Origin of the sequence: Desulfovibrio inopinatus DSM 10711 (assembly GCF_000429305.1) — a bacterium.
GTDB lineage: Bacteria > Desulfobacterota > Desulfovibrionia > Desulfovibrionales > Desulfovibrionaceae > Alteridesulfovibrio > Alteridesulfovibrio inopinatus.
Genome location: NZ_KE386879.1, coordinates 202,643 through 229,539, shown reverse-complemented (window position 1 = coordinate 229,539; position 26,897 = coordinate 202,643). Strand labels below are relative to the sequence as shown.

27 protein-coding genes and 1 tRNA gene are annotated in these 26,897 nt (G+C 48.9%); 8 read left to right on the top strand and 20 right to left on the bottom strand.

Going from position 1 to position 26,897, the window contains the following annotated elements:
* Positions 1 to 338, top strand: a 338-nt coding sequence (locus G451_RS34700; RefSeq protein ID WP_051261837.1) for a hypothetical protein, incomplete at its 5' end; no start/stop codon positions are given.
* A 29-nt stretch (positions 339 to 367) separates the two neighbouring features.
* Here the strand turns inward: G451_RS34700 and G451_RS0123555 are convergent.
* The 13 genes from G451_RS0123555 to xerD form a co-directional block, all read right to left on the bottom strand.
* Positions 368 to 1,252 carry a hypothetical protein gene (locus G451_RS0123555; protein WP_027186172.1) on the bottom strand — a complete coding sequence of 295 codons (885 nt, stop codon included), beginning with the start codon at positions 1,250 to 1,252 and terminating at the stop codon, positions 368 to 370.
* A 160-nt stretch (positions 1,253 to 1,412) separates the two neighbouring features.
* Positions 1,413 to 2,027: an FmdE family protein gene (locus G451_RS0123550; RefSeq protein ID WP_027186171.1), complete on the bottom strand. Its 615-nt coding sequence runs from the start codon at positions 2,025 to 2,027 to the stop codon at positions 1,413 to 1,415.
* The gene (locus tag G451_RS0123545; RefSeq protein WP_027186170.1) at positions 2,005 to 2,799 is read right to left on the bottom strand and encodes an ABC transporter ATP-binding protein; all 795 of its coding nucleotides are present in this window, start codon (positions 2,797 to 2,799) and stop codon (positions 2,005 to 2,007) included. The genes G451_RS0123550 and G451_RS0123545 overlap by 23 nt, the downstream gene beginning before the upstream one ends.
* The gene (locus G451_RS0123540) at positions 2,796 to 3,866 is read right to left on the bottom strand and encodes a FecCD family ABC transporter permease (protein WP_027186169.1); all 1,071 of its coding nucleotides are present in this window, start codon (positions 3,864 to 3,866) and stop codon (positions 2,796 to 2,798) included. Before G451_RS0123540 ends, G451_RS0123545 begins: the two co-directional genes overlap by 4 nt.
* Positions 3,867 to 3,871: 5 nt before the next feature.
* Complete coding sequence (locus G451_RS0123535) at positions 3,872 to 5,002, bottom strand: iron ABC transporter substrate-binding protein (RefSeq protein ID WP_027186168.1); 1,131 nt, start codon at positions 5,000 to 5,002, stop codon at positions 3,872 to 3,874.
* Positions 5,003 to 5,269: 267 nt separating this feature from the next.
* Positions 5,270 to 6,118 (bottom strand): glycerophosphodiester phosphodiesterase, encoded by an 849-nt coding sequence (locus G451_RS0123525; RefSeq protein WP_027186167.1) that lies wholly within the window; start codon positions 6,116 to 6,118, stop codon positions 5,270 to 5,272.
* Entirely contained in the window at positions 6,119 to 6,973 is an 855-nt protein-coding gene (locus G451_RS0123520; RefSeq protein ID WP_027186166.1) for an ABC transporter permease, read from the bottom strand.
* Positions 6,970 to 7,824 carry an ABC transporter permease gene (locus tag G451_RS0123515; RefSeq protein ID WP_027186165.1) on the bottom strand — a complete coding sequence of 285 codons (855 nt, stop codon included), beginning with the start codon at positions 7,822 to 7,824 and terminating at the stop codon, positions 6,970 to 6,972. The genes G451_RS0123520 and G451_RS0123515 overlap by 4 nt, the downstream gene beginning before the upstream one ends.
* 3 nt (positions 7,825 to 7,827) lie before the next feature.
* Positions 7,828 to 8,910 carry an ABC transporter ATP-binding protein gene (locus tag G451_RS0123510; protein WP_027186164.1) on the bottom strand — a complete coding sequence of 361 codons (1,083 nt, stop codon included), beginning with the start codon at positions 8,908 to 8,910 and terminating at the stop codon, positions 7,828 to 7,830.
* Between the two features lie 78 nt (positions 8,911 to 8,988).
* Entirely contained in the window at positions 8,989 to 10,047 is a 1,059-nt protein-coding gene (locus tag G451_RS0123505) for an extracellular solute-binding protein (RefSeq protein WP_027186163.1), read from the bottom strand.
* A gap of 353 nt (positions 10,048 to 10,400) precedes the next feature.
* A tRNA-Met gene (locus G451_RS0123500) sits at positions 10,401 to 10,477 on the bottom strand.
* A 94-nt stretch (positions 10,478 to 10,571) separates the two neighbouring features.
* Positions 10,572 to 13,319, bottom strand: a complete 2,748-nt coding sequence (locus G451_RS31345) for a CBS domain-containing protein (protein ID WP_084448744.1) — start codon at positions 13,317 to 13,319, stop codon at positions 10,572 to 10,574.
* A 21-nt stretch (positions 13,320 to 13,340) separates the two neighbouring features.
* Positions 13,341 to 14,285, bottom strand: a complete 945-nt coding sequence (xerD, locus tag G451_RS0123490) for a site-specific tyrosine recombinase XerD (RefSeq protein ID WP_027186162.1) — start codon at positions 14,283 to 14,285, stop codon at positions 13,341 to 13,343.
* A gap of 117 nt (positions 14,286 to 14,402) precedes the next feature.
* Here xerD and G451_RS0123485 point away from each other — a divergent pair, with 117 nt between their 5' ends.
* From G451_RS0123485 to G451_RS0123475, 3 genes are read left to right on the top strand one after another with little or no spacing between them, the layout of a single operon-like run.
* Positions 14,403 to 15,569, top strand: coding sequence for an LL-diaminopimelate aminotransferase (locus G451_RS0123485; protein WP_027186161.1), 1,167 nt, complete (start codon positions 14,403 to 14,405; stop codon positions 15,567 to 15,569).
* 14 nt (positions 15,570 to 15,583) lie between these two features.
* A complete protein-coding gene (gene folK, locus G451_RS0123480) occupies positions 15,584 to 16,069 on the top strand; it encodes a 2-amino-4-hydroxy-6-hydroxymethyldihydropteridine diphosphokinase (protein WP_084448743.1) in 486 nt (161 codons plus the stop codon).
* A gap of 21 nt (positions 16,070 to 16,090) precedes the next feature.
* On the top strand, positions 16,091 to 16,363 hold the full coding sequence (locus G451_RS0123475) for a transcriptional regulator (protein ID WP_027186159.1): 273 nt from the start codon (positions 16,091 to 16,093) through the stop codon (positions 16,361 to 16,363).
* Between the two features lie 499 nt (positions 16,364 to 16,862).
* Here G451_RS0123475 and ade read toward each other — a convergent pair whose 3' ends face one another.
* Complete coding sequence (gene ade, locus G451_RS0123465; protein WP_034643702.1) at positions 16,863 to 18,599, bottom strand: adenine deaminase; 1,737 nt, start codon at positions 18,597 to 18,599, stop codon at positions 16,863 to 16,865.
* A gap of 99 nt (positions 18,600 to 18,698) precedes the next feature.
* Between ade and yedF the strand changes: the two genes are divergently transcribed.
* Together yedF and G451_RS0123455 are read left to right on the top strand one after the other, a co-directional pair.
* On the top strand, positions 18,699 to 19,316 hold the full coding sequence (gene yedF / locus G451_RS0123460; protein ID WP_027186157.1) for a sulfurtransferase-like selenium metabolism protein YedF: 618 nt from the start codon (positions 18,699 to 18,701) through the stop codon (positions 19,314 to 19,316).
* A gap of 31 nt (positions 19,317 to 19,347) precedes the next feature.
* Entirely contained in the window at positions 19,348 to 20,103 is a 756-nt protein-coding gene (locus G451_RS0123455; RefSeq protein WP_034643699.1) for a pseudouridine synthase, read from the top strand.
* 12 nt (positions 20,104 to 20,115) lie between these two features.
* Here G451_RS0123455 and G451_RS0123450 read toward each other — a convergent pair whose 3' ends face one another.
* From G451_RS0123450 to G451_RS0123430, 5 genes are all read right to left on the bottom strand, one after another.
* Complete coding sequence (locus G451_RS0123450) at positions 20,116 to 20,475, bottom strand: nuclear transport factor 2 family protein (protein WP_027186155.1); 360 nt, start codon at positions 20,473 to 20,475, stop codon at positions 20,116 to 20,118.
* 149 nt (positions 20,476 to 20,624) lie between these two features.
* Entirely contained in the window at positions 20,625 to 21,299 is a 675-nt protein-coding gene (gene lolA / locus G451_RS0123445; RefSeq protein WP_034643695.1) for an outer membrane lipoprotein periplasmic chaperone LolA, read from the bottom strand.
* Between the two features lie 5 nt (positions 21,300 to 21,304).
* Entirely contained in the window at positions 21,305 to 23,683 is a 2,379-nt protein-coding gene (locus tag G451_RS0123440) for a DNA translocase FtsK (protein ID WP_281171580.1), read from the bottom strand.
* Between the two features lie 106 nt (positions 23,684 to 23,789).
* Entirely contained in the window at positions 23,790 to 24,347 is a 558-nt protein-coding gene (gene efp, locus G451_RS0123435; RefSeq protein WP_027186152.1) for an elongation factor P, read from the bottom strand.
* Between the two features lie 45 nt (positions 24,348 to 24,392).
* Complete coding sequence (locus tag G451_RS0123430) at positions 24,393 to 24,878, bottom strand: type II 3-dehydroquinate dehydratase (RefSeq protein ID WP_027186151.1); 486 nt, start codon at positions 24,876 to 24,878, stop codon at positions 24,393 to 24,395.
* 68 nt (positions 24,879 to 24,946) lie between these two features.
* Between G451_RS0123430 and yihA the strand changes: the two genes are divergently transcribed.
* Positions 24,947 to 25,528 (top strand): ribosome biogenesis GTP-binding protein YihA/YsxC, encoded by a 582-nt coding sequence (gene yihA / locus G451_RS0123425; protein WP_027186150.1) that lies wholly within the window; start codon positions 24,947 to 24,949, stop codon positions 25,526 to 25,528.
* Positions 25,529 to 25,616: 88 nt separating this feature from the next.
* Here yihA and G451_RS0123420 read toward each other — a convergent pair whose 3' ends face one another.
* On the bottom strand, positions 25,617 to 25,823 hold the full coding sequence (locus tag G451_RS0123420; RefSeq protein ID WP_027186149.1) for a hypothetical protein: 207 nt from the start codon (positions 25,821 to 25,823) through the stop codon (positions 25,617 to 25,619).
* Positions 25,824 to 26,071: 248 nt separating this feature from the next.
* Between G451_RS0123420 and G451_RS0123415 the strand changes: the two genes are divergently transcribed.
* Positions 26,072 to 26,869: an undecaprenyl-diphosphate phosphatase gene (locus G451_RS0123415; RefSeq protein ID WP_027186148.1), complete on the top strand. Its 798-nt coding sequence runs from the start codon at positions 26,072 to 26,074 to the stop codon at positions 26,867 to 26,869.
* Positions 26,870 to 26,897 lie beyond the last annotated feature (28 nt).

Here is a 26,897-nt window from a genome sequence, read left to right as displayed (position 1 = left end):
CGCTGCTTGAAAAACGCTTAGATATTAATAAACAATTGGGAGATATGGACGGTATAGCCTCTACGTTATGGGATATAGCCCAAATTGAACTTCAACGCGAAAACATGCAATCAGCGTTTGAAAAACTCAGCGAAGCCTACCCCCTTTTCATTCATATAGGTCGGTTGGATGGCATTTCTTTTGCCGGCCAGCTCTTAGGTTTTTTCCTTTGCCAAACCGACCAACCCGACAAGGGAATTCCCATGTTAGAACGATCCTTAGCAGGCTTTCAGCAACTTGGGATGCAAGATGAAGCAGAACAAACACAAGAACTCTTGGACCGCTTTCGACCTCAGTAACATTCTTTCGATTTTTCAGGAAAGACACGTCACATCGTCTGTTGATCCGCCACCGATTTCATGATGATGGGATATTCCTCATCAATCCACCATTGGACGGCCGGTTCGAATGGTATCCACAGGGGAGAGGTGTCGTGAAAGGATTTCCTTCTGATATGGTAGCGTGCTCTGTGTGTATGGTGGCGAATCTCAACCCATTCCGATGAGGTGTCTATGATAAGCAGAAAGTGTTCATCTTTTGATTCTTCACTGACGTCGATGACGTTTCCTGTCACCTCGATGGTGCCGTTTCGACGAAGCACACGACGCGTTGTTTGAATGGAACGTGTTGGAAGTGGTGATTCAAGATCAAAGATGACTTCCAGAATTTCTTTTTCTCCATGTGGTACACGCTGGGAATCCCAACGATATGTCGTTGTATCATACAAGAAGAGTTGCTGATCTTGGGTTACCGCCACCAACGACGTTACGTTGGTTTTGTCGGGGAAATAAATATATGATCGTGTCGGACCATAATCTTTATATTGAATATCTCCTCGTGGAAATCCATCTTTATGCTGGCGGAGATACTGCAGCAAAGGAAGATGAACGTCCATATCGGAAGGGAGCGGCAGCGACGGAATTTCATCCGTGTTGGTGACGCAATAGACGAGGTGTTTACAGAATCGGCGAGGGTCGGAAGAAGAAAACATCGACCGATAGTATTTCCAATCATGACACGAACATTGCCGAAAAAGTGGAGATATTATGTAGATAACATCGGGCTGACTGAAACTTGCAAACGCGACCTCTTCACTGTCCTTCCATACATCTTCAAAATCATCTCGTGGATTGCGTCTTCGAAAATACACGCGAAATACTATACTTCCATAGAGCACAGCATAACAGATAATGGTAAATACGACAAATTTCATAATGGGTCATTGTTTTTTTCTTTATAGCACGCGATAAACATATTTCCTTCGCGTCACTCTGTGCCTTCGTATCAAATTCCAAAGAAAAACGCCCGGTCAATCAAAAAGTTGACCGGGCGTTTTGAATACGATGTTGAGAACACAAAGCAAGTCCAGCTCGTCACACCATTTTTTGTTCCACCTTCTCAAAGCAAGGAATGCAGAGATGTTGTCCATTATAGCGACGCGTGCGGGATTCCATGGTCATTTCTTTGCACGAGGAGCATTGCAGGCTTTCAAGAACTCGCGCCGGACGAGGAGGGGAGAGGGGAAGCTCGGCTACCTCAAACAGTGTATCCAAGGCTTCGCTCATAAAGTGATTTTGCTGATCCATGCGCACGGCTGCACATTCTGCGCATTCTTCAGGAGTGGCGCAATTATCCGCCATTTTTTGCATGAGTTCGGTCATCCGTTGTGCGTTGCCGCCACGCGCCTCGGGCCGGAGAAGCGCACGAAATCCTTCCCCCGTTGGGCGGTAATAGAACGAGAACGCCATTTTGCCGAAATCGCGATGAATCAAGTTCCCTTTGCCGAACGTGCATCCCAACAAATCTTGAATGGCGTCGACTCCGCACATATCCGTTTCCACAACTGCGACAAGTTCCGAATCTTTCGCGTCTGGCCATCGCAGGCGTGCCAGCTCTGCCGCGCGTATGCCGATGCTGAGGCCGGGGCAGTTATGCCCATGAAATTCGATGACGCGTTCAATCCGCTCAGGCGTGAATGTCTTTTGCATGACTTGTCTCCTTGAACACTGATGTGGGGATGACAATGGATTGCCCATTGAGTTGATGGATTTCCACCGGCAGACCATAGACTTCTTCCACCATGTGTTGGCACAGTTGGTCTGCATTACCGGCGGCAAAGACGGTGCCGTTTTTGAGAAAGAGAAATTTATGAGCAAATCGAAGGGCCGAGTTCAAATCGTGCATGGTCATCACGGCGGCAATGCCATGACTGTCGACGATACGACGTAGAAGATGAAGTATTTCCTCTTGGTTGCGCATATCAAGAGCGCTCGTGGGCTCGTCGAGGAGGAGGAGCCGCGGTTCCTGAACCAACGCCCGGGCGATGGAGACTTTTTGCAATTCTCCGCCACTGAGCTGATCGATAAAACGCAACGCCAACGCCTCCAAACCCATACGTTTGATAACGGCGTCCACCATTTTCATATCTGCATCGCACACATTCCATCGGACATGGGGTTTTCGTCCCATAAGCACGGCATCGAACACTGTCAGGCGTGCCGTATCGCTTCGTTGTGCGACATAACTCACATGGCGTGCGATATCTGCCGGTGATTGGCCTCGAATATTGATGCCTTCAACCAGCACGGTTCCGGCACTGGGGCGTTGAATCGCATTGATACATTTCAGGAGCGTGGTTTTTCCCACACCATTCGGGCCAAGGATGGCAAGAAGTTCTCCTGCTCCAACATGAAAATGGACATCGTGCAGCACGGGATGACTTTTATAATGAAAGCTGACGCCCTGGACATCGAGAATCATGATCTGTTCCCCCTCACAATCAGGTAAATGAACACAGGAGCACCCAAAAACGCTGTCAGAACAGAAACTGGTAAGACTTGCGGCATAAGAATGAGACGTGCGGCAGTATCCGATGCAAGGAGTAAGACAGCGCCACACACAACAGAGGCGGGTAAAAGAAATCGATGATCAGCCCCAACAATTCTGCGGACGACGTGCGGAACAACCAAGCCGACGAACCCAATAATACCGAGGAAGGCAATGATAACGGATGTGAGCAACGACGCGATGAACATCCCGTTCATACGAACCCAATCAACCCGCACCCCAAGGCCTTTCGCGGTTTCGTCTCCTGCTTCGATGGCATTGTAATTCCATGCATGCATCATGAAGTAGAGGCTCGAAACGGCTGTCACACCGGAAATGATGCCGAGTTCACGCCATGACGCGCGTGACACATCGCCAAACGTCCAAAAGACCATGGCGGCCAACTGCACATCGTCGGCAAAGTATTGGAGAAACATGGTCCCGGCAGTGAAGAGCGCTCCAAGCGCTACCCCAGAGAGCACCATAACTTCTGAGCTTGCTCCGCGTATGCGTGAAATAAGGATGATAACACCCGCGGCGAGAATGCTGCTGACCAACGCACAGAGCGTGGTCACAATTGGATTCGTGATGCTGACGGCTCCCACTGAAGATGAGGTCATCGTGCCGGCGGAAAGCACCATGACGCTGAATGCAGCCCCAAAGGAGGCGGCATGCGATATTCCTAAAGTAAATGGAGAACCTAGTGGATTGCGTAAAATCGCTTGCATGGCCGCCCCCGCCACAGAGAGCCCGGCCCCGGCCACGATCGCCGTCAACGCCTGGGGAAGACGAATTCTCCAGATAATGGCGTTGGTTCGTGCCGAGACCTCCCCTCCAGTCAGCGAATGCAGGACATCAAGAACCGGTATATCCGCGGCCCCCAGAGCAATGGACAGAACGAGACCGATACAAAGCGCACACCCTGCCGTAAACATGAAGAGCAACTTCATGTTTACATAACGACGATACGCCGCAGGAACTTGACCGTTTTCAAAATGCATGGCGGTTATTGCATGGGGATTGGACGGAACGCCATAGAATTGAATAGCGCATTCATTTCAGCAAACACGGGTTTGTTGACGAGAAATGTATAGATTGTATCGGCCTGCTGGACGGGATCGATGTATTCAAAGCGATCAGGATAGAGGAGTTTGCCGACAAACCATGCATCAGCAAGAGTCGAACCACAATTCTGCGTATACCAATTATACGGAAGCACACCGTACACCTTGCCGTTTTTCCGGGCCGTCAATGTGGCGTATGCCGGATCGGTACGTAATTCATACAAGGCACCTGCGCTTTCCCCGAGTTGCAGCGTGGAAAGATCGAGAAACAAATAGTCTGGATTCCACTCGACAATTTTTTCTTTGGCGATATCGGCGTGCTGCAAGTTTTTTCCCGAACCGTCTCCCAAGCGTGTGACGGGAAGGGTTTTGACAAAGAGAAAAGGCGGGTAGGCCGGTTCTGTCGATTGGTAGCCGTGCGGTCCTTTATGGGCGACTCCTCCAATATACACCGTCGGAAGCTGATCATCCGGGATGTCCTTTGTCCGCGCGGCAAGTTGATGAATCTGATCATCGAAAAATGCAATGACGGCTTCTGCGCGCTCCTGCTTGCCAAGAACTTCTCCCATAATACGCAACGATGCATAGAGGTCGCTTCGATGCGCTGTCAGATCGCCATAGTTGAGGGGAATAACAGGGATATCTGTTTTTTGCTGAAGCTCGGCCGCATCGTGGCCCATTGTTGGATACGTTTTGAAGATAACCTGCGGTTGAGGGTTCAAGAGAAGAATACGCTCTGGATTGTCATGTCCACGAAATTCTCCAAACGTGGGGAGTTTTTTCAATTGAGGATTGGCGAGCGCGTACGGGCGAGCATCGAATGCTCGTCGTTTTGTTTCAATATCATCGACAGCGACAACACGGTCTTGAGCTTCAAGATAGACCAGGAGACGCAGGCAGCCCGGCCCGGAACAAATCACATGTTGAACATTGCGTAAGGCGAGAGGGTTCCCCAGCGCATCAATCACCGGCGTTTCCGCTTGTGCCGAACCGACAAGACTGAGCACTCCCAAAAAGCAAAGAAGGATACTGCGAATAACAAGATGCTGTTCTTTCAAGCGTATTATATGCATTTTAACACCTTTTTAATGTTAAATATTTAGATTTCGTGTCACGAGACGAGTATACAAATTCATTTTTTGCGTCAAGGAAACCACACGTAGAGGCTTCACAGCACGTTTTTTTTCTGGAGAATTTTCAAGATCGAAAGGATTCAAAATAGATACGATGTCAAAGCACTCCTCGTGAAGAAATGGCGACATCTGGCACCGTCATTTCTTCACGAGAGAGCATTGCGAGAAAGAGAAGGAGGAGAGAAGGAATTGTGAAAAGATAGATCGTTACATCGAATGGGCCGTTAATCGTCGTCGTAGCGTCTGTGGAAAATCTGTGATGACGCTAAAACAACCAGCTTCCAGGAGAGCACAAGCCCAGTCCATATCATTCACCGTATATGGGCTCACTTTAATTCCTTGTCCTGCCAGTGTCTGGACGAATTCCGTATCGATAATTGCTTGGTCTGGGTGATACCCGCATGCGCCAAGGCTTTGGAGATATGAAAGAAGGTCATCGGGGTGCTTCTCTTCGACCAATGCGGCCAGCGGGACATCAGGATCAATACGATGCATGATCCGTAAATATTCATGATTAAAAGAGGATATAAGCACCATGTCCCGTGTTTTCGTTCGCTGCATGGCATCATAGACGTCACGGACAATGCTCACATCGCCTGGAGACGCAATTTGATCTTTGATCTCGATATTGATGGGAAACGCGTTCTTTCGACTGCACTCCAGGACCGCATCAAGTGTGGGAATACCTTCTTCGCCCATTTGAGGCAGTATTTCTGGGGCGATCTCTCCACGAGTAATGGTGCCGTGCGGATCGCCTGCGAGAAACCATGATCCGGCATTGAGTTGACGGAGTTCTTCAATGGTAAAGTGTGAAACCGGCCACGGTTGTCGGTCTAAAAACTGGGTGTGTGTGTGAATGTCCGTCGTGCGATTCAAGAAATCATCATGAAAAACGACAAGTGCACCATCCGCCGTTTTCTGAACATCAAGTTCCCAAAAATCAGCCTTCGCGTCTACAGCGGCCTGGAGTGCACTCATCGTATTTTCCGGCGCAATGGATCGTGCGCCCCGATGAGCGCATACATACCCCGAGCCGGGGAAGCGTTCAAAGAACATCTATTTTTCTCGTTTTGTGAAATACAGATTCACCAAGGCCAGAAGCGATGTGCCCACAATCAACATCAAGGAAACAGCATTGATGACCGGGGTACTTCCGTCACGAACCTGCATATAAAGATTGATGGGGAGTGTAGGTTCCGAGCCGACAAGAAACAGCGTTGTATTGAAGTTTTCAAAACTCATAAGAAAGGCGACAGCACCGGCACCGATGATGGCTGGCTGCAGGTAGCGCAATGTTACATGCCAGATAACACCAAGCCGCGTTGCCCCCAGATTGAGCGCCGCTTCCTCCAAGGAGTGATCAAATTTTCGTAAACGTGCCGACACCACCAACGTCACAAAGGTTGTGATGAAGGAAAATTGTCCGACGACAACCAGCCAAAAACTGGGCCGAAAGATATCCAAGTCGAACCCAAAGGTTGTGTCCACAAATGTTCCCGCAGTATTGGAAGCGAGCAACAGGGAGATACCAAGAATGACCCCAGGGATGACAAGTGGGGCCAGCATAAGAAAATACAAAACACCCTTGAAACGGAACTGCTCCTTTTCAAACAGAAAGCTGGCGCAGGTACCGACAACGACGCTGAAAATCGAGACAAAAAACGCTGTTTGCAGACTTGTTACAATGGATCGCAAAATTTGATCATCGTGAAAAAGGCCGACACGCTTCGGTCCATTGGAGAAAAACCAGTCCAATGAAAAACCTTCCCACGGCAATGCAGGAAAGTTGGAATCGTTGAACGCCAGAACGCACGTTACCAACAGCGGGGCAAATAAAAACACGAAGTAGAGTACAATGAAGAAATTAAATGACCAATTATAGGTCCGGCTGCGCGGGAGAGATCGAATCATGACGCCACCTCACCGAGTTTTTGCCGTGAGATGGTCAAACCAATCCAAATGATCAAGGAACTGAGTACCAGAAGCAGGAAGCCAAACGCCGCCCCCTGGTTCCAGTTAAAACTGGCAATAAACTGGTTATAAATCTGCTCGGTAAACCACAACGAATTTTTCCCGCCCATAAGATTCGGTGTCAGATAGTTGCCAAGGGTTAACATGAAGACCACGATGGCCCCCGATGTGATACCCGGCTTACAATGAGGAATGATGATCGTTCGCCAGATGACGAACTGATTGGCGCCGAGATCATGTGCTGCTTCAATCAGACTATCGTCCAAGCTTTCCATCACAGACACCAGCGGAACAATCATGAAGAGCATGGACGTGTAGACAAGCCCCATGATCATAGTGGCGTCATTGTAAAGCATTTCAATGGGAACCGTAATAATACCGAGTTTCAGCAGAATAAAGTTGATGACTCCGGACTCGCGCAACAAGATCATCCAGCCATAAATACGCACCAACTCACTCACCCAGAAGGGGAGCAAGAGCAAAATCATGAGCGCACCTTGGACTCGTTTCCGGGCCAACTTCGCGATATAAAAGGAGACCGGCATGGCGATGAGAAACGTAATGAATGTTGTCAAAATGGCGTAGATTGCCGTGCGGACAAAGGTCAGCCAATAAATGGGTTCGGTGAAAAAGTTAAAGTAATTATTGAAGGTCCAGACGAGATCGCCGTAATCATTTTCTCCTCGTAAACTCATAATGAGAAGATCAATGTTCGGCAAAACAATCAACAAAAGCAGCCACATCAGCACTGGGGCCAGAAAAATCCACAAGGTAAGTCGAGAGCCTTTCATGTCCTATTCCTCCGCCTGGAATGTGACACCGGCTTCATGATGCCAACCCAATGTAATCGTGTCGCCGGGACGGATATAATCGAACTTGCGATTTTGCGGCAACGCAACCAGCAATTCATGTCCTTGTTCCGTGACGGTCAGCAAACGACTGTTAGCACCATCGAAAAGGATACTTTTGACGATGACGCCGAAAATGTTCATCCCCTTCGTCTCTTTGGGCTCAATACGCATGGCTTCGGGACGAAGGAACAAGGTCACCTTGGCCCCCTCGACACACGCAGCATTGTCGCGAACTTCAAACGCATGGCCTTCGGCTGTCGTCACAACCGCTGTTTCGGGAGAAGGGCGGGTGAGTAAACCTTGCCAGGTGTTGTTGTCGCCGACAAACCCCGCAACGAATGGTGTTGCCGGTTCGCTATACAATTCCTGTGGTGTTCCGACTTGTTCGAAACGGCCCTTATTCATGACCGCCACTCGATCCGACATCACCAGAGCTTCTGATTGGTCGTGAGTGATATACACGAATGTCGTGCCAATCTCGGCCTGGAGTTTTTTAAGTTCGACTTTCATCTGTTCACGCAACTTCAAGTCCAGCGCTCCCAGCGGTTCATCCAGCAGTAACACCGACGGCTCCAACACGAGGCATCGGGCAATAGCGACACGCTGTCGCTGACCTCCTGACAGTTGGCTGACTTGTTTGGAGCCGTAACCAGGCAGCTCGACCCGCTCCAGTATGGAGTGAACCCGTTTCTTGATCTCCTTGCTGCCTACGCCTCGGCGTTTGAGACCGAAGGCAATGTTTTCTTCCACATTCATCATGGGGAACAGGGCGAGATGTTGAAAGACAAGGTTAACTGGGCGACGGTTCGGCGGAACCCCAAGCATGTTTTTCTCACGGATTTCGATCACGCCCGACGTCGGCTCTTCGAATCCCGCAATCATGCGTAGGAGGGTTGTTTTCCCACAGCCGGAAGGGCCGAGAATGGAGAAAAATGTGCCTTCAGGTACTTCGAATGAAACCGTATCAACAGCGATAAAGTTGTCGAACTGTTTGATAAGGTCACGGGTGGAAAGATCGTTGGGCATGACGTTGATGGGGCTGAAAAGTGAACGAGGCGGAGGAGTGGTATCCTCCGCCTCAATGACGTTGTTACAACGAAACGGCTAGTTGGCGGCCTTGATCTTGTCAAGCACCTTGCCTTCCATGCTTTCCAGCTTGGCAGGAACCGGCGGATACCACTTGATGTTATCGATGGCAGCCTGCGGGAAAGAACGCGTGAAGTTTTCGCTCACAGCAGCATCGGTGAACTTCATCGCATCTTTCGATGCCGTGGCGCATTTTTCCTGTGTGGTGAAGTACCCAGCGTTTTCGGGCTTCATCATGAAATTGATCCACTTGTAAGCGGCAGAGATATTTTCAGCCTTTGCAGGAATGGCAAAGGTATCAATCCAGCCCAGAGCACCTTCTTTAGGAGCCTTGAAGTCAATGGCCTTGTTATCGGCGTGCAGTTTCCATCCGCCGGCATCCCACGCCATGGCAACATAAACTTCACCGGAACGCATGGATTCAATCAAGGAATCACCATTAGCCCAGTAATTCTTCACAATGGGTTTCGCTTCAATGAGTTTGGCGGAAACGGCGTCGAGCATTTTTTTGTAGCCTTCCACATCGCTGTACAGCGCAAACGGATCATATCCGAGAGCGAAGCCCATGGCGATAAGAGTCGGCCGTTTCAGACGGTAGCTCACGCGTCCTTTATACTTGGGATCGATCAGCGCCAAGTAGGAATCGACGCCGGGAGCTTTGTCATTATTGACGATAAGGCCGGATGTACCCCAACAAAATGGGACGGCATAGGACTTGTCATCAACCAAAGTGTTCTTCTTCACAGCAGCCAGCATGGAAGGGATAAACAAATCGGATTCGATTTTGGAATAATCCATGGGCTGATAGAGATTGTATTTGGCCTGCACTGAGGAAATTCGGTCCTGAGAGGGCTGGGCAAGGTCAAAACCGGCACCACGGGTAGCGCGCAGTTTGGCAATCATCTCTTCGTTGTTGGAGTAGGTGACTTCGACTTTGATGCCGGTTTCTTTCTCAAATGCTTTAACCAGCTTTTGTGGGGCATAGCCTTTCCAGGTCAACAGCTTGAACGTTTCTGCCTGGGCTGCTCCAGCCATGGCGAATACCGCCAGCAGGGCAACGACGAGAATCTTTTTCATGGGTTCGACTCCGTTTGCAGGATGATAGAAAAAAACACAAAAACGATATGTTTCGTGATGCTTCTCCAAATGCGGCAGGACCGTGACACAAGCGTGTTACAATTTCTTTTCAAGTCTGAACGTGCTGTGTTTCCTCTCACTTTGTCTAAGAGAAGCCGATGTCTCGATTAACACAAAATTATACTTTGAGGAATCATTTTGACCCACATACACGCTTTCATATGTGGCTTGTAGGTATGTATCGAAGGGGAATGAAACGAGTGGAGGGGATCTATACGTTTTCCATTAATGAACAGGCCTGATCGCAAACACAAAAAAGGCCCGAATCTTCCGATTCGAGCCTTTGAAATTTTTGGTAGCGAGGGAGGGACTTGAACCCCCGACTCTGCGGATATGAGCCGCATGCTCTAACCAACTGAGCTACCTCGCCCTGTTTCCCCTCAACGGGAGAGGCGTTGATACAAATTCGAGCGGAGCTTGGCAAGTCCTTTTTTGCATTTTTTTAAATTTTTTTCTTTGTCGGCTTAATCTGTGTCTAATGGGAGCTTATGTTTCTTTGTTTCTCTATCTTTTAACATCAAGGCACACGTCGAACAAATCTCGTCATACAACTCTGTTTCCCCGCTCGCTATGCGCTTGGCCAACGCTAATTGGTCTTCCCGGCATTCTGCTCGACCGTCTAATCGTGCCGCTTTGACGGCTTTGAGAATATCGGAAAAAACCGGGCCGGGACTCACGCCTAAACGAATGAGATCATCTCCCGTAATATCCACAGTGACATGGCGCAATTGGGTGAGAAAACGCGACAGGTATTTTCGTACCGGTTCTTTGGGATACCGCGCCATAAGAAACAGGATTCCTTCCAAGGGAACGGCTTCAAGCATAAAGTAGATATGGCTCGAAGCAATTTCGCGGTTCCCCCAGTAGATAAGCTGTTTGGAGGCCTCCCAAAGAAGAATACGAAGGGAGATGATTTCACGCTCATGTCGTTTCGTCAGCGCCAAACGGCGGAATACCGACAGAACTTCAGGAGTGTCGAGTCCGGAACAAAGTCCCATAAAGTAAATTTTCCACACTTCGGGCTCGGTGTCAGAGTAAAGCATGCGATACCACTCAAGCACCTTCTCCGTTTCTTCAAGTAATCGTTTACGTTTTATGGTCAGCCCTAGCGAGGGATGAATTGCAGAGAGCAATTTATATGATTCCATACGAAGAAAGCACGCGTACGGCGTTTTGCCTTCAAGGATATGCCGCAACTCATGAAAAACGCGCGCACCCGAAAGTTTATGGAAAAAGTTGAGTTGAATGGCATTTTTGATAAGGCGGTCGGTTTGAGGACCGATGTGGAATTGAAAACGCTGTTCAAAACGAATTGCACGCAAAATGCGAGTCGGATCTTCCACGAAACTTAAAGAATGTAGAACACGAATTACTTTTTCTTTAATGTCTCGCTGAGAACCAAAAAAGTCCACGAGTCTGCCGAAAGAATCCGGGTTGATATGAACGGCAAGCGCATTGATGGTAAAATCGCGACGATACAAATCCATTTTGATGGATGACAATTCCACCGTCGGCAGAGCAGCTGGATATTCATAATACTCCAGTCTCGCCGTAGCGACATCGACTCGTGTATCATCGGGAAGAACAATGACGGCGGTTTTGAATTTTCGATGCGATTTGGAACGTCCACCCAACCGAGTCGCGAGTTTCTCGGCGAATCGAATCCCATCGCCCTCAACGACTATGTCGAGGTCGTCATTGGGTTCGCCAAGAAGAATGTCGCGCACAATACCACCAACGATATAAGCCTCGCATCCCATTTCCTGTGCAAGGTTTCCGGCAGCCTCGAGAACGTTCAAAAACTGTTTTGGGATACGCTCCGTAATAATACTTCCAATATTGCGTTCACGGCGGCTCTCCGTCAGGAGCGATTCAGAAATACGGGCCGGCTCGTCGATAAGGGTATTAATAAGGTCGGTTCGAGTAATGACACCAACAATGCGACCACGATCCAAAACCGGAACAAGTCGCTGCCCAAGCGACAAAATGATTTCCATGACGGCATAAAAGTCGGTGTCACGGTGAACGGTTTGCACCGATCGCTTCATGTATTCGCCAATGGCCACATCGCCCAAGCCGTGTTTGATGGCCTTACTGACAATGTCGCGTTCGAGGAGCCCGACGCAATCGCCAGCACAAAGTACGGGAGCGGCCTTCAACCCATAGTGCGTCATGACATCAAGAGCCGAGTTAATATCGTCGGTTTCGATGAGTGATACGGCCGGTTTATTCATGAGTTTTTCAGCCAAAATCTGTGGATTGACCTGGGAATAGAGCAGGCCAAAGAGTTCTTCTTTTACCTGAGCAAGGGTTTTATCCTTGATTGAGGCTGAAGCGGCATAGGCATGCCCCCCACCTCCTAATGATTTGCAAATACGCCCCACATCGACATCGGCACTACGAGAACGGGCAACCACATGTACTCGGTCTTTCATGCGAGCCAAGGCAAAAAGCACGCGGATATTTTCCATCTCAATGAACTTATGAACGAGAATGGCCAAGTCGCCGACGAATTCTTTCGTGGTGCATTCGGCAATAACGACCGTTGATCCGTTAATATCGTGCTCAGTGGCCGATTCAATAAGGCTGCCCATGATCGTAATTTGTTCGGAATCCAGATCGCGGGTGATGAGATCGGCAACAACATCGACATCCATACCTTTGGATCGCAGCCAACCCGCGATTTCAAAGTCATATTGCGTGGTGGAGTTAAACGAAAATGAGCCCGTATCCTCGTATATTCCGATTCCGAGAAAAGTCGCTTCTTCTGCGGTGACATCGATATTTCGTTGTCGGATGCAATCAACAATGACCGAAGTGCACGATCCCCAGGAGCGTACATCGGCGAAGTCGGCAGAAACGTCATCTTCCGTATCAGGATGATGATCATACACATGGATTTGGAGATCTGGGTTGGCAAACACAGGCTCGACGTGTGGAACGCGGGTGCGTTGCCGATTATCGACCATGACGAGGAGCTTGACCGACGTCGGGTCAATCTCTTTGAAGGATTTAAAGTTGAACAGATAGGTGGCGCTATCAATAAAAAAATTGCGAATATTTTTTTCCTGGCTGCCGGGAAAAATAAGAACAGCTCCAGGATACAGCTTACTTGCGGCAATCATGGACGCCAAGCAGTCGAAATCGGCATTGGCATGACCGGTAATGATGGTATGCGCAGTGATTTTTTGGGATTCAGCAATTTGTGTCATAAGAGAAAGCATCCAAAGGAGTTATATTTTCGAGCGGGGATGAAAGTCATGGTGCATTTTGTACAATCGGTCACGCTGAACGTGGGTATAGATTTCCGTTGCACTGATGTCGGCATGGCCAAGCAGCATTTGAACGCTCCGGAGATCGGCGCCACCTTCGAGAAGATGGGTGGCAAAGGAGTGGCGGAGACTATGCGGAGAAATTGCCGTGGAAACATTGGCTTTGAGCGCGTAGCGTTTGATGAGTTTCCAAACTCCTTGTCGAGATAAGCCCTTGCCTGAACGATTAAGAAAAATTTTGTCCTCAACCGGTTTGAATGCTCCTCGAACGGCATCTATATACCGAACCAGGAATTCCTGCGCCGTATAGTGAATAGGGACAATACGTTCTTTGGACCCCTTGCCAAATACTTTCAGAAGCCCCGTCTGGGCATCAAAATCAAGCGGACGTAAATCAATAAGTTCGGAGACACGCAAGCCCGCGGCATAGAGGAGTTCCAGCATTGTTTTGTCGCGAAAACCAAGGGGTGTTGCTGTATCAGGAGCAGCCAACAGTTTGGCGACACCATCGATAGATAATACTTCCGGGAGTTTGCGTGGAAGTTTCGGGTTTTCAACCAATTCGGCCGGGCTCATTTCAAGGTGGCCTTCTTCGACACAATAAGAGAAAAAACCTCGCAGTGAACTTAAGTGTCTCGCCAAGCTTGAACTTTTCAAACCGCGTTTTCGTAAAAACATGAGATAAAGGAAGATAACGCTGTCGTCCACAGATTCCAGTTGCGCCTTTTTCTCGTTGAGAAAGCCGAGAAACAAAGAGAGATCGGCGCTGTAGGCACTCAGGCTATTTTCGGATAATCCTTTTGAGATAAGAATATACTCAAGATAGCTATCTACGAGAGGGTGGACCGGGAGTGTCTCTGTGTCCTTCTGGGAAAAATCAGAAAGAGGAGAGGAGGGTGTTTTGATTGACACGGAACAAACCTCTTTTTATGCAATTCTTTCGTTTTGAATGTGCGCATCGGCACCAACGCCGAAATACCCATAACGCAGAATGACTCGACAGGAAACGAGGAGCTCCTTTATATGTCGCAATTTCAGTTCGCTAACCGGTTGGCCACCTTGCCTCCCTATCTTTTTGCCGAAATTGACCGCGTTAAAAACGAGGTGAAAAAAAGCGGTATCGACATTATCAGTCTTGGTATCGGTGATCCCGATATCCCGACCCCTGACTTTATTGTTGAAAAACTCTATGAAGCCGCCAAAAAGCCGGAGAATCATCAGTATCCGTCCTATGTTGGCTTACTTTCCTTTCGTCAGGGCGTAGCCGACTGGTACAAACGGCGTTTTAACGTCGACCTTGACCCGGAAAACGAGGTTGTTAGCCTGATTGGCTCCAAAGAAGGTATAGCCCACTTTCCTTTTGCGTTTATCAACCCGGGAGACCTTGCCCTTGTCGCTACGCCGAATTACCCTGTTTACGGAGTGGCTGTAGGATTTGCCGGTGGAGAAGTCGAATACACGTCTTTGACGGCCGAAAATAACTTTCTTCCCGATCTCGATTCGATTTCCGATGAATCGTGGGAAAAGGCCGTTATGCTTTTTATCAACTATCCCAACAATCCCACAGCGGCCTGTGCTTCTCTTGATTGTTATAAAAAGCTTGTGCAAAAGGCCAAAGATACCAATACCATTCTCGTGTCGGACGCGGCCTATACTGAAATGTATTACGACCCGGCCGACAAACCAATCTCCATTTTTGAGGTTCCTGGAGCGAAGGACGTAGCTATTGAGTTCCACTCGTTGTCCAAAACCTACAATATGACGGGCTGGCGTATTGGCATGGCCGTCGGCAATGCCAGCCTGGTGAAAGGCTTGGGAAAAATTAAGGAAAACGTGGATTCTGGCATCTTCCAAGCCGTACAGGAAGCTGGTTTGGTCGCATTGGAAAAGGGCGATCCCTATGCTGAAGAATTTCGCGGTATTTATAAGGAGCGTCGTGATATTTGCGTCAGCGCCTTGCAGAAAATGGGTATTGAGTGCATGGTGCCGAAAGCCACTTTTTATGTCTGGTGCAAGACCCCCACAGGATATACCTCGGCAGAATTTGTCACCAAAGTGCTTCGTGAGACCGGCGTTGTCGTGACTCCGGGGAATGGCTTTGGCGGACCGGGCGAAGGGTATTTCCGCATCGCGCTGACTGTCGAGAAAGATCGCATCGAGGAGGCCGTGTCACGTCTGGCCAAACTGTAACCGCGTTTGTTGGCCTGGGTGGCAACCTGGGCGATGTGGCGCAAACTCTCGAAAACGCTCTGGCACGGCTTCATGCCGTGCCAGGCATCCAAGTTCTTGCCGTATCCTCTGTCTACAAAACTGAACCGCAGGGCGTGAAAGACCAACCTTGGTTCGTGAATCGTGTTGCGAAATTCGCCGTAGACGCCTCCATGACACCTCAGGGGCTTCTTGCCATTTTGCATGATGTGGAGAGGGCATTTGGCCGGCAACGGGAAGGGGAACAACGATTCGGCCCCAGACCGATTGATCTTGATGTACTCGCGTTCGGCGATATCATCATGACGACGCCGGAACTCATTGTGCCACATCCTCGAATGTGTAAACGGGCTTTTGTTTTGGTCCCACTCGTTGAAATTGCTCCGGACTGGAAATTTCCCGGTGGAGAATCGGCAACAAAAGTGCTTTCGAGGCTTGATTATCATATTGAAGGGGACATTATCCGCCAAAGCGACGGATAAAGAAACAACGAGGACCGTCCTATGTTTAAATTCTTAATTTTTATTGTTGCGGGCGTCGTGCTGTGGAAGCTCTTCACTGGTGACAAAAAGCAAAAAGCAAAAGTCAATCAGCAAGAAAAAGAAGCGATGGCCGCTACAGGTGAAATGGTCAAAGATCCTATTTGTGGGTCTTTTGTCTCGAAAGAAAGCGACATCCGAGTAAAAGCCGGAGACAAGACCATGTGCTTCTGCAGCTATGAATGTCGGGACAAGTTCCTCAAGCAAATTCGCGCTGAACAAGACTCCGATGCATAAGGTATGACGAAACCGAACGTGCATCGTCCGGTGAAATCTGCACCAGCTCATATCAATCTCAATTGGTCTTAGCTGGTGCAGCGTCCGTTTAGACCCCATTAAAAAATTCTTTTTCCTCAAATCAAAAAGTTTTCGTATTCCTTTCAAAATTGATTTTTTACACCCCATAAACCAAAGGATAATCCAAGGTGTTTATGGAAAAATTTGATCTGTTTCGTAACTTCCTTTTGTCTCATAATGTAAATTATGTAAACTTTGATAACGAAAAACTCTTCTCATCTCAGATTGATACCTTCCTTTGCCGTCATGAGGTACACTCCTCGCCTCACTCTTTTATGAAACGTTAATAAATCCTCTCCTACGGATTGAGTCTTTGACGAATTTGTTTTTTGCAAAAGCAATCCGGTGCAAACACATCAATCACATGGTGCACATGGTTGGCCAGATTCAATCCACAGTTCAGGATGTGCACCATATGATCGGATTCATCGTTTCTTAATCAGTCGTCAAGCCACAACGAGACAAATCGAAATGCCGTCACATCCACAAGCCCCTTGTCCGTCAATTTCAATGCTGGGATCACGGGCAACGCCAAAAAAGATAACTGCATAAATGGTCGCATCGCTTGCGGCTCCGCTGCGTGACAAAGAGTGTAATACGATTCAATAAGTGACCTGTATTTCAAAACGACATCATCGAGACAGTCTCGACTCATCAACCCGGCTATAGGTAAATCAACCAAAGACAGAACTTGTCCTTCAGAGACGACAACCAATCCGCCTCCGGTTTTTCCCAAGGCATCAACCGCTATCAGCATATCAGTATCGTCAACACCTGCGACAATGAGGTTATGTGAGTCATGTGCCACGGTTCCAGCAATGGCGCCGGAAGCCAAACCAAGCCCTTGAACAAAGCCGAGACCGATGTTGCCGGTATTGCGGTGTCGTTCTATGACGGCGAGCTTGGCAACATCGTGATCCGGCGCTGCCACAGCATGCGTTCCATCGGATTGGGGCTGCATATGGACCTCACGTGTCACAATCTGACCCGGATCAAGGGCAATGACACGCAATTTTCCCGATCTCATAGGTATCTCCAGATCGTTCTTCTGCGGCTGTGGCCAAGATGCACGGGGCAATGAAGAGAATTCGGAAGGTTTACATAATAAGGACACGATCGATTCAAGAGGCTGCCCTGAGAGATGAATATGGGTCGGTCGAAATGTATTGAGATCGTCAACAAGAAAGAAGTCCGCTCGATATCCTGGCGCAAGTGCCCCACGCCGACGTAAACCGAAATATTGCGCGGTATTGATGGTAGCCATTTGAATGGCCCACAACGGGTTGAGGCCCTGGGATATGGCGAGACGAATGAGATGGTCGATATGTCCAAATTCCTGGAGGTCGCTGGGAGTCAAGTCATCGCACACAAAGCTCAGGTGACGAGTATTTTCCGGCGTGATCATGGGCAAAAGAGCTTTCAGATTATGTTCAGCACTCCCCTGCCGGATAAAGATGTGCATCCCACTTCGTAATTTTTCCACCGCTTCTTCCGGGTCGACACACTCATGGTCGGATGTCGGTCCGGCCAGAACATAGGCTTGCAATGCTTTACCTGTCACGCCAGGGGCATGGCCATCGATAATCTTGCCGGAAGCCGCATCGATTTTGGCAAGTATCTCGGGGTCTCCATGAATTACACCCGGAAAGTTCATGACTTCAGCTAACCCGAGGACTCGTTCCCCCTGTTCTGCGATAAGGTCGGCGACGTCATGGGCGTCTAATCTGGCGCCCGAGGTTTCCAAATCCGTTGCCGGTACACAGGACGGCACCATAACATAGACGGTCATGGGTAAATTGGCCGAGTTGTTTAAGATAAATTCCATGCCTTTTCGTCCCATAACGTTGGCAATCTCATGCGGGTCACAGACAACGGCACATGTCCCTCGTCGAGCCACGGCCATAGCCAAGGCATGTGGGGACAACAGCGTCGATTCAATATGAATGTGTCCATCAATGAGCCCTGGGCAAAGATATCGACCTTGCCCATCGAGAACCGTGTGCCCATCATAATCCCCAAAACCAACAACGATATCGTCGCATACTGCCATGGTTGTCGGATAGATTTCACCGGAAAGAACATTGACGAGTTTGCAATTACGAACAACCAAATCAGCAGGGATGTCCCCGCGGGCGACTGCGAGATACCTGGAACGTAAAGAGATCGTGCTTCCCATATTTCTCTCTCCTATTTCCGGGAATTGACGGGTGTTTCCACAACGTTTAGCTTCTCTTTCAATACGATATTATAAGACATTCAACCAAGGAAAATACACATGTCCACCATTTTGGATTGTCAGGGTTTGGATTGTCCCCAGCCAGTCATTCGGTGTAAACAAAGCATTGAGAATGACAGCCCCTCTACGCTTACCGTCATTGTGGACAATGAACCCGCTCGAGAAAACGTTGGTCGTTTTCTTCGATCCCGAGGATATGATGTCACCTTTGAACCGGACGGCTCTGTCTGGAAAGTCGTTGGCACCAACCAGCAGCCTGGCGCTACTCCAGATACGGCCTCAAATCCTTCTCTAGACCAGGCTCAACCGGTCGAAATCGGACGCGTCACTATGGTACTCATTTCAACACAGTATTTGGGTGTTGGGAGTGATGAACTCGGTGAAAAACTTATGCTGAACTTTATCAGCACGTTGCCGGAGATGGGTGACCATTTGTGGCGCATTGTTCTTGTTAACGGTGGAGTCAAACTTGCTGCCGGAAATGGTCCCATCGCCAAGAAGCTTCAGGAAATCGAATCATCAGGAGTGAGCATTCTGGTTTGCGGGACGTGTCTGGAGTACTTTGGCTTACTTGAAGCGAAATCAGTTGGCCAAACAACGAACATGCTTGATGTGGTCACGAGTTTGGACAATGCCGATAAAGTCATCAAAATCTAATCATACTTCCCATTCGTCAGACGAAAAACCGATGATTCGAATCAATAAAGCACTGGCTGAGGCTGGTATTTGCTCTCGTCGTGCGGCCGACGCCATGATCGAACAGAAACGCGTCCATCTGAATGGTCGTCTTGTCGAGACACCAGGGGTGAAAATCGATCCGGAGAATGATGTCCTGAAAGTCGACGGCAAAGTGGTGTCCTTCACCCGTCGGGAGCAAAAAGTCTATGTGTTGCTCAATAAGCCGGTGGGTGTTGTCACGACGGCCAGTGACCCTGAAGGACGGAGAACCGTTCTCGACATCGTGCCACAAGCGGAACGGGCTCGCCTTTTTCCTGTTGGTCGACTGGATATCCAATCACGAGGTCTGCTTTTGTTGACCAATGACGGTGAACTTGCCTATCGCCTGACACATCCCAAGTGGCATTTACCGAAAGTATATCGTGTCCGTGTTCGGGGTGATGTCACAAAACAGGCTTTGGAGACGATGCGGGGTGGCATGACCTTGGCAGAAGGCGATGTGCTCGCCCCTGTCAAAGTGCGTGAAATTCGTCGACTTCGAGACGGTGCGGTACTGGAAATGGAGTTGATACAAGGACTCAATCGTCAGATTCGCCGCATGTGTCGGGATCTCGACCTTGATGTCCTCACATTAACCCGCATTCAGATGGGCCCCATTGTTTTGGGCGATCTTCCACCGAAAGGAACACGACATTTGACTCCTGCAGAAGTCTCGGACTTACGTCGTGCTGTTCGGCTCGATGAGGTGAAGGGGCCAGCTGTATAGGTTTGAGGAATGTTATGTTGTCGGGATGGGAAGGTTATGCATTCGCAAAAATGAGAGCTTATCCCAATAGCCTCGTTGGAAGGCAATCTTTCCATCCAGGACATGAAAAAATCCACAACCGCGGAGTCCGAGAGGATCTTTCCATTCCAGAATAGCCCATTCACCATCTTCAAAAATATTCTCAACAATGCACGTCATGTCGGCCTGGGCAAATTCCGATCGAAACATGGCTTTAATGGCGTCTTTTCCTTCAATCGGCGCATTGGCTACTTGATGGTTTACAGCATCGTCAGCATACAGTTCGGCTAAACTGTCGGCATCTCCACGGTTGAATGCTTCAACGAATTGTTCAACAACTGCTCTGGGACGCATCCTTTTCTCCTTTGCTGTTTTTCTCAGCTCAAGGACTCTGTACCAAAAGATTGTAGCAGAAAAAAGACACGGGTTTGGACGTGTATCCAAACCCGTGGAACATGATACGAAACAGAGAACGGTCGAGAATGCTCTGTGCGAGAAGCCGTCTACTGCGTATTGTCGAATACTTCGATATTTTTTCCAGGAGTAAATGTAAAATAATCGGAAGGGAACTTCGGATTCTCCTTGAGATCGAACAGACTCAAATCGTTGATATTGCCATAGAAGTCTTCAAGGACGATTCGAGTCAGCAAATGCGTTTTCGGATTGACCCAAGCTTCAGCTCGAATCAGGCCGGGTTCGGCTTGTCTTGGAATAAGGGTGAGACGAACCGTATCTCCTTCTTGAGTGGGGTTTGGTTCAACAAAAAAATCCTGCTTCAAATTGGCTTTACCGGTGAGAAATCGCAGCATGGTTTTGGAATCAAGAATCTCATCGGTCCTGTATTTATAGGCGACCCCTTCATCGGGGAATGCATCCCAAACAACCTTATTTCCAATCAGAAGCAGTTCTTTTTCTGGCTTTGTCGTCTCCCACCGAAGAAACTTTGGTCTTCGATAGTCGATAACACCTTCACGTTGTTGAATTTCACCACTGGCGGCATTCGTCATGTTTTGGACAAATCCGGCAGTAAACGCGTTGAGGGCTTCATACCTTTTTTGCATGTCGTCGGTGAGCGTTTTGACATCGACATCGACATCGGCCGCGCCAGCAACGCTATTCATCATCAAAACGCAAATCAGAGCCCAGAAAAAGCTCCGTAAATGAAAAACGATGTTCATTGTCGCTAATCCTTTTTGATGACAGCCCGTGGCTTGCTGCCTTCTTGAGGGCCAAGGATGCCGTCCCGCTCCATCTGTTCGATATAACGGGCAGCCCGGTTAAAGCCGATGCGAAATCGGCGTTGAATGAATGAAATTGATGCTTTGCCCTGCTCCATCACAAATTCAACAGCTTGGCCATACATGGGATCCGATGTGACATCGTCCCCATCGGGAGGCCCACCGCCAGCACTGGAGCTACTTTGCTCTTGTTGCCATGCGGCAAAATCCAGTTCGAATTTGGCTGGTCGTTGTTCTTTCCAATAATCGACCACTTGCGCGGTGTCTTCATCACTGACAAACGCGCCATGCATACGCACCATTTTCCCGCCGCTCGGTTTGAACAACATGTCCCCACGGCCAAGAAGATTTTCCGCACCATTACTATCGAGGATAGTCCTCGAATCGTGACGGCTGGTCACCTGGAAAGCAATGCGCGTTGGAAAGTTGGCTTTGATCAGTCCGGTCACGACATCGACACTCGGGCGTTGTGTTGCCAGAATAATGTGGATACCGGCTGCACGCGCAAGCTGTGCTAATCGGACAATACTTGCTTCCACTTCTTTGGAGGCCGTCATCATGAGGTCAGCTAATTCGTCAATGATGATGACAAGAAATGGCATGCGTTCAAAGTCGGCAAACTCTTCGGGTTTGTTTTTACCCATTTTGGCGATGCGCTCGTTATATCCGGCAATATTGCGCACGCCGAGTTTGGCCATGGCTTCATACCGCCGGTCCATTTCATGGACGGCCCAATCCAGCGCGCTTTTCGCCAGTGACATATCCGTCACAACCGGGTGCACAAGGTGTGGCAAATCGGCGTAGACCGCTAATTCAATACGTTTTGGGTCGACGAGAAGCAATTTAACCTCGTCAGGTGTCGCTTTATAGAGGATACTCAAAAGAATACCGTTAATGCAGACACTTTTCCCGCTCCCCGTTGCCCCGGCAACGAGTAAATGCGGCATTTTCGCTAAGTCAGCCACGAAGGGATGCCCCTGAATATCTTTACCAATGGACAACGTTAAGTGCGAAGCTGATTTGTCGAAAACTTTTGATTCGAGAATGTCACGCAGATAGACGGTCTGACGTTCTTTATTGGGAAGTTCAATACCGACACTGTCTTTTCCTGGAATCGGCGCTTCGATACGAATCGCCATGGCTTTCGTCGCCAGAGCAAGGTCGTCTGTCAGGTTTGCAATACGACTAATTTTGATCCCTGGAGCAGGTTTCAGTTCGAACATGGTGACAACCGGCCCAGGCATGATGCGCGAAACATCTCCCTGAATGCCGAAATCATTCAAACAGGTGACGAGTTTTGTTGCTTGTTCCCGCAGTATTTCCGGGTTTGTCGTTTCAACAAGCGGAGGAACTTCGGTCAACAACTCCGTCGGTGGCATGACAAACTCACCTTTTGCCATGTTCGAATCGGTTTTAGGTTTCGGTGGCTTTGCAGATGCCGTAGGCTGTTCTTGTTTGGATGTGACCAGCTTGGGCTTCTTTTTTTTCGGCACTGAATCCGCCGTGGATGAAGCTGGCAACGAGGCGTCTTCGACAGCATCGCTTGTCTGGACGGCCGATGCGTCAAAATCGACTTCTTCAAATGCAGCGGGTAACGCGTCAACATCATCGTATTGCAACGCGTCTTCGGATGACGAAGACATATCGTCTTCGCCCTGTTTGCGAGAAAGTAATTTGAAACTAAAACGACGCTTCGTTTTAGGGTTGTCTGATTCCGGTTTCACAACCAGAGCCGCTTGTTCTCGTCGCTCTTGCTGTTTGGCCCAGGCTGCGGAAACATGTTGGCCAACGCACTGTCCAACCGTTTCGAGCGTGACACCAAACAAGAGCTGCAAAGAAACAATAAACAGCAAAGAGAAAAAGAGCGATGCTCCAATTGGTTTAAAATAATACCAGAAAAAACTATGGATGGCGCTACCAAGATACCCGCCTCCCACCACATCGCCAATGTTGAGGACACTTTGTGCCCACTGCGTGGAGACCAGTGCGAGGCAAACAAACGATAAAATGCCAATACCGGCCCAACGCCACGGCGGCAAAGTCCAATGGCTAAAAAAACGCTTCAGTCCGGCATAGAGCAACAATATGGGGAAAAAAAATGCCCCAAGGCCGAAGAAATCGACGAGAAGGCCGCCCATATACGCTCCGACCAAACCGGCGGCGTTTTGGGTTTTATGATGGGCACTGACGACCTGGTTGAACCCCGGATCGAACGAGCTGTAGGTAAAGAGGCTGATGAAAAAGAAAATGGAAGCGAACACCAGAGTCAAGCCGACCAGTTCCCGTATGAGCTTGTTGGAATCCGTAAGCCTCCTCCTTATCACAAATCAGTTGCGACATGGTGTAACCACCATGGTGTCAAGACAAAAGCGGACCACCGGGACAGACTCTGCCCGCGCGGTCCGCTTCCCACTTCATGCCGGTTCGGGATTATTCCCGGCCGATATATGCTCCAGTTCGTGTGTCGACTTTGATCTTTTCTCCGACATTGATGAACAGCGGAACGTTCACCGTGATACCGGACACGAGGGTAGCCGGTTTGGTTGCACCGCTGACGGTATCCCCTTTAACACCGGGTTCGGTGTCGGCGACTTCAATGACAACCGAGGCAGGCAAATCGAGATCAAGAGGATTGCCATTGTAGAGAAGGACTTTGAGCTCCTGGCCGTCAACGAGATATCCGCCTTTATCACCGAAGTTCTCTGTGGGGGATTCAACCTGCTCATATGTCGACATATCCATAAGAACAAGGTTGGTTCCGTCGCGATAGAGAAATTGCATGCCGCGAGTTTCCATATCGGGCTTGTCCACCTTTTCGCCAGAGCGAAACGTGTTATCCACGACGCGACCGGTCAACAGGTTCTTCAGTTTAGTACGAATGAAGGCCCCGCCTTTACCCGGCTTAACATGCTGAAACTCTACGATTTCATAGGGAGTTCCATCCATTTCAATTTTGAGTCCGCGTCGAAAATCAGTAGTGGAAAGCATCGATCCTCCTTGACAAATAGTCGATGTGGTATGTTGACGTTTCGATTAATTCGAATCGGCTGTATCAGTGAGATGTTGCCAGAGCGCTACCGCGGCCAGGGCATAACTCGTCACGCCGAAACCGGCAATGACGCCCAGGCAATTTTTTCCAATAAAGCTCCGTTGGCGAAGCGGTTCATCGGTACGCGCCCAAATATTACTAATGTGCACTTCCACGCATGGAATTTTGATCCATGCCAAGCAGTCGGCCAGAGCCAAGCTGGTATGGGTGTAGGCACCCGCATTGAAGATAATGCCGTCAATTCCTTCCTTTCTCGCTTTTTCCAGGCGATCGATGAGAGCTCCCTCTCCGTTGGCCTGAAAAAAAGTAAGCGATATGTGCGAAGCCGTTTCTCCCATAAGGGTTCTCAGCAATCCGGGCAAGTCTTCCATGGTGGCTGTGCCATATATTTCGGGCTGACGAGTACCAATGTGACCCAGATTCGGTCCATTGAGTACAAGAAACCTCTTGGAGGCTTGTGTTGCGGTCATGACTTTACTTTCCATAGGGGTATATTTAGGTTGATCAAAACGCCATATGGCGCACAAAGGGATTTTTTATGCAACGAATCATGGAACTGGTTGAAACCGTCTATTTGAAAAACCAGCTCAATCACAAGCCCGATCCGCAAATCGCGTTGGCTGGTCGCTCCAATGTCGGGAAATCCACATTGGTCAACTGCCTGGCTGGCCGTAAGGCTTTAGCAAAAACGAGTGCGACACCGGGAAAAACGCGCAGCCTGAATTTTTACCATGTAACACCTGGAGATTACTACCTTGTGGATCTTCCCGGTTACGGCTATGCCAAATGTTCGAAAACCGAAAGAGAAAAATGGGCTCGTTTGATTGAACAATACTTCACGGAATGTCCCAATCTCAAAGCTGTAGCCGTACTCCTTGACTCTCGGCTTTCTCCGCAAAAGATCGACCTGGAGCTGATCGATTACCTATCAACAGCACACATCCCCATTTTGCCTGTCTTAACCAAGGCCGACAAGTGCAAACAACGTGAACGCACGGCGAGGCAAAAGCAGTGGGCCGAATTGGCTCCCGACGCCATGAAACCTCTTATCGTATCGGCTAAAACCGGACAAGGTCGCGATACATTATGGGAAGCCCTGGACCGTGCTGCCCTCATTTGACCCTGCTCGACAACCAAACATACCGCATTCAGAATACGCCGAATGAAGAAATGTTAAGCAATCTTTTTACGGTGTAGTATGTATGTTTTTATGCGGATACGTCGGCCTTTCCTTGAGATACTGCATTTTCTTCGAATATTTTTTTGAGAAAAAGCGAATCCTTGGGACTGAGATTAAAACGCATGGACGCCTGCTCAATGACAGTTTCAAGAGAACCGCCTTTTTCTTCAATTGTTGAAGAAACCCACTTGAGGGCTTTGCGCAGGAGTTCGGTTTGAGGCATGACAGTCGACATGATTGCTCCTTACTGAAAACAACGGCAAAAACGTACAACAAAATAATTCCATGGAAGAAAAAATGTTTTCATTTATTCTTTCCAGGGAATAAGAACGGTCACGCTGGTAGCGTGGCCACACGGCACATGCCGTGGGAACACAGTGCGGAAGCACGATGTTCCGTAATATTACAACAGACAATACCAGGTTGCAACTCGCACCTTCTTCAGGTAGCTCCAACCTCTTTCTGGCTTGTGGAGGAGATTCCATGCTCACATGGTACAGTGCTGTCATTTTGGGAATAGTCGAAGGACTGACGGAATACTTACCTATTTCGTCAACAGGTCATCTCATTTTGACCGGCTCTCTGCTTGATTTATCCGGTCCGAAGCAGGCTTCCTTTGATATTATTATTCAGCTCGGAGCAATTTTGGCCGTTGTCGTTATTTACAGGGATCGATTTATGGGATTGATACGTCCGGATTCCCAACGGTCTTTCTCCGGCATACGTGGGCTTTGGCTGCTTTTTCTGACATCGCTCCCTGCTTCTCTTCTTGGCCTTTTGGTACATAAGGCGATAAAACAGTACCTGTTCGGCCCGACCACGGTTGCCTTGGCACTTGGTGTCGGTGCTATCCTTATATTTATTGTTGAAGCCCTACCCAAAAAAGTACGCTTTACAGGCTTGGATGAAATGACCCCCAAGTTGGCATTGGGGATTGGCTTTTTTCAATGCTTGTCATTGTGGCCGGGATTTTCCCGGTCTGCTTCCACCATTATGGGGGCGATGATTCTCGGAGCCGATCGCCGACTCGCAGCTGAATATTCGTTTGTTGCAGCAGTCCCTATTATGATTGCAGCCACAGGGTTTGATTTCGTCAAAAACCATAACGTATTCAGTGCAGACGACCTTGTTTTGCTCGGTATTGGATTTGTTGTATCATTTTTATTTGCCTGGCTTGCCGTCAAATGGTTCATTCGCTTAGTCCAGAATGTCAGTTTGCGGCCTTTTGCGTGGTATCGCATTGTTTTGGCCGTGGCAGTCGTGTTGTTTTGGCCAGCATAGATGGTGCTTGCTCGACATTTGTAAGCCC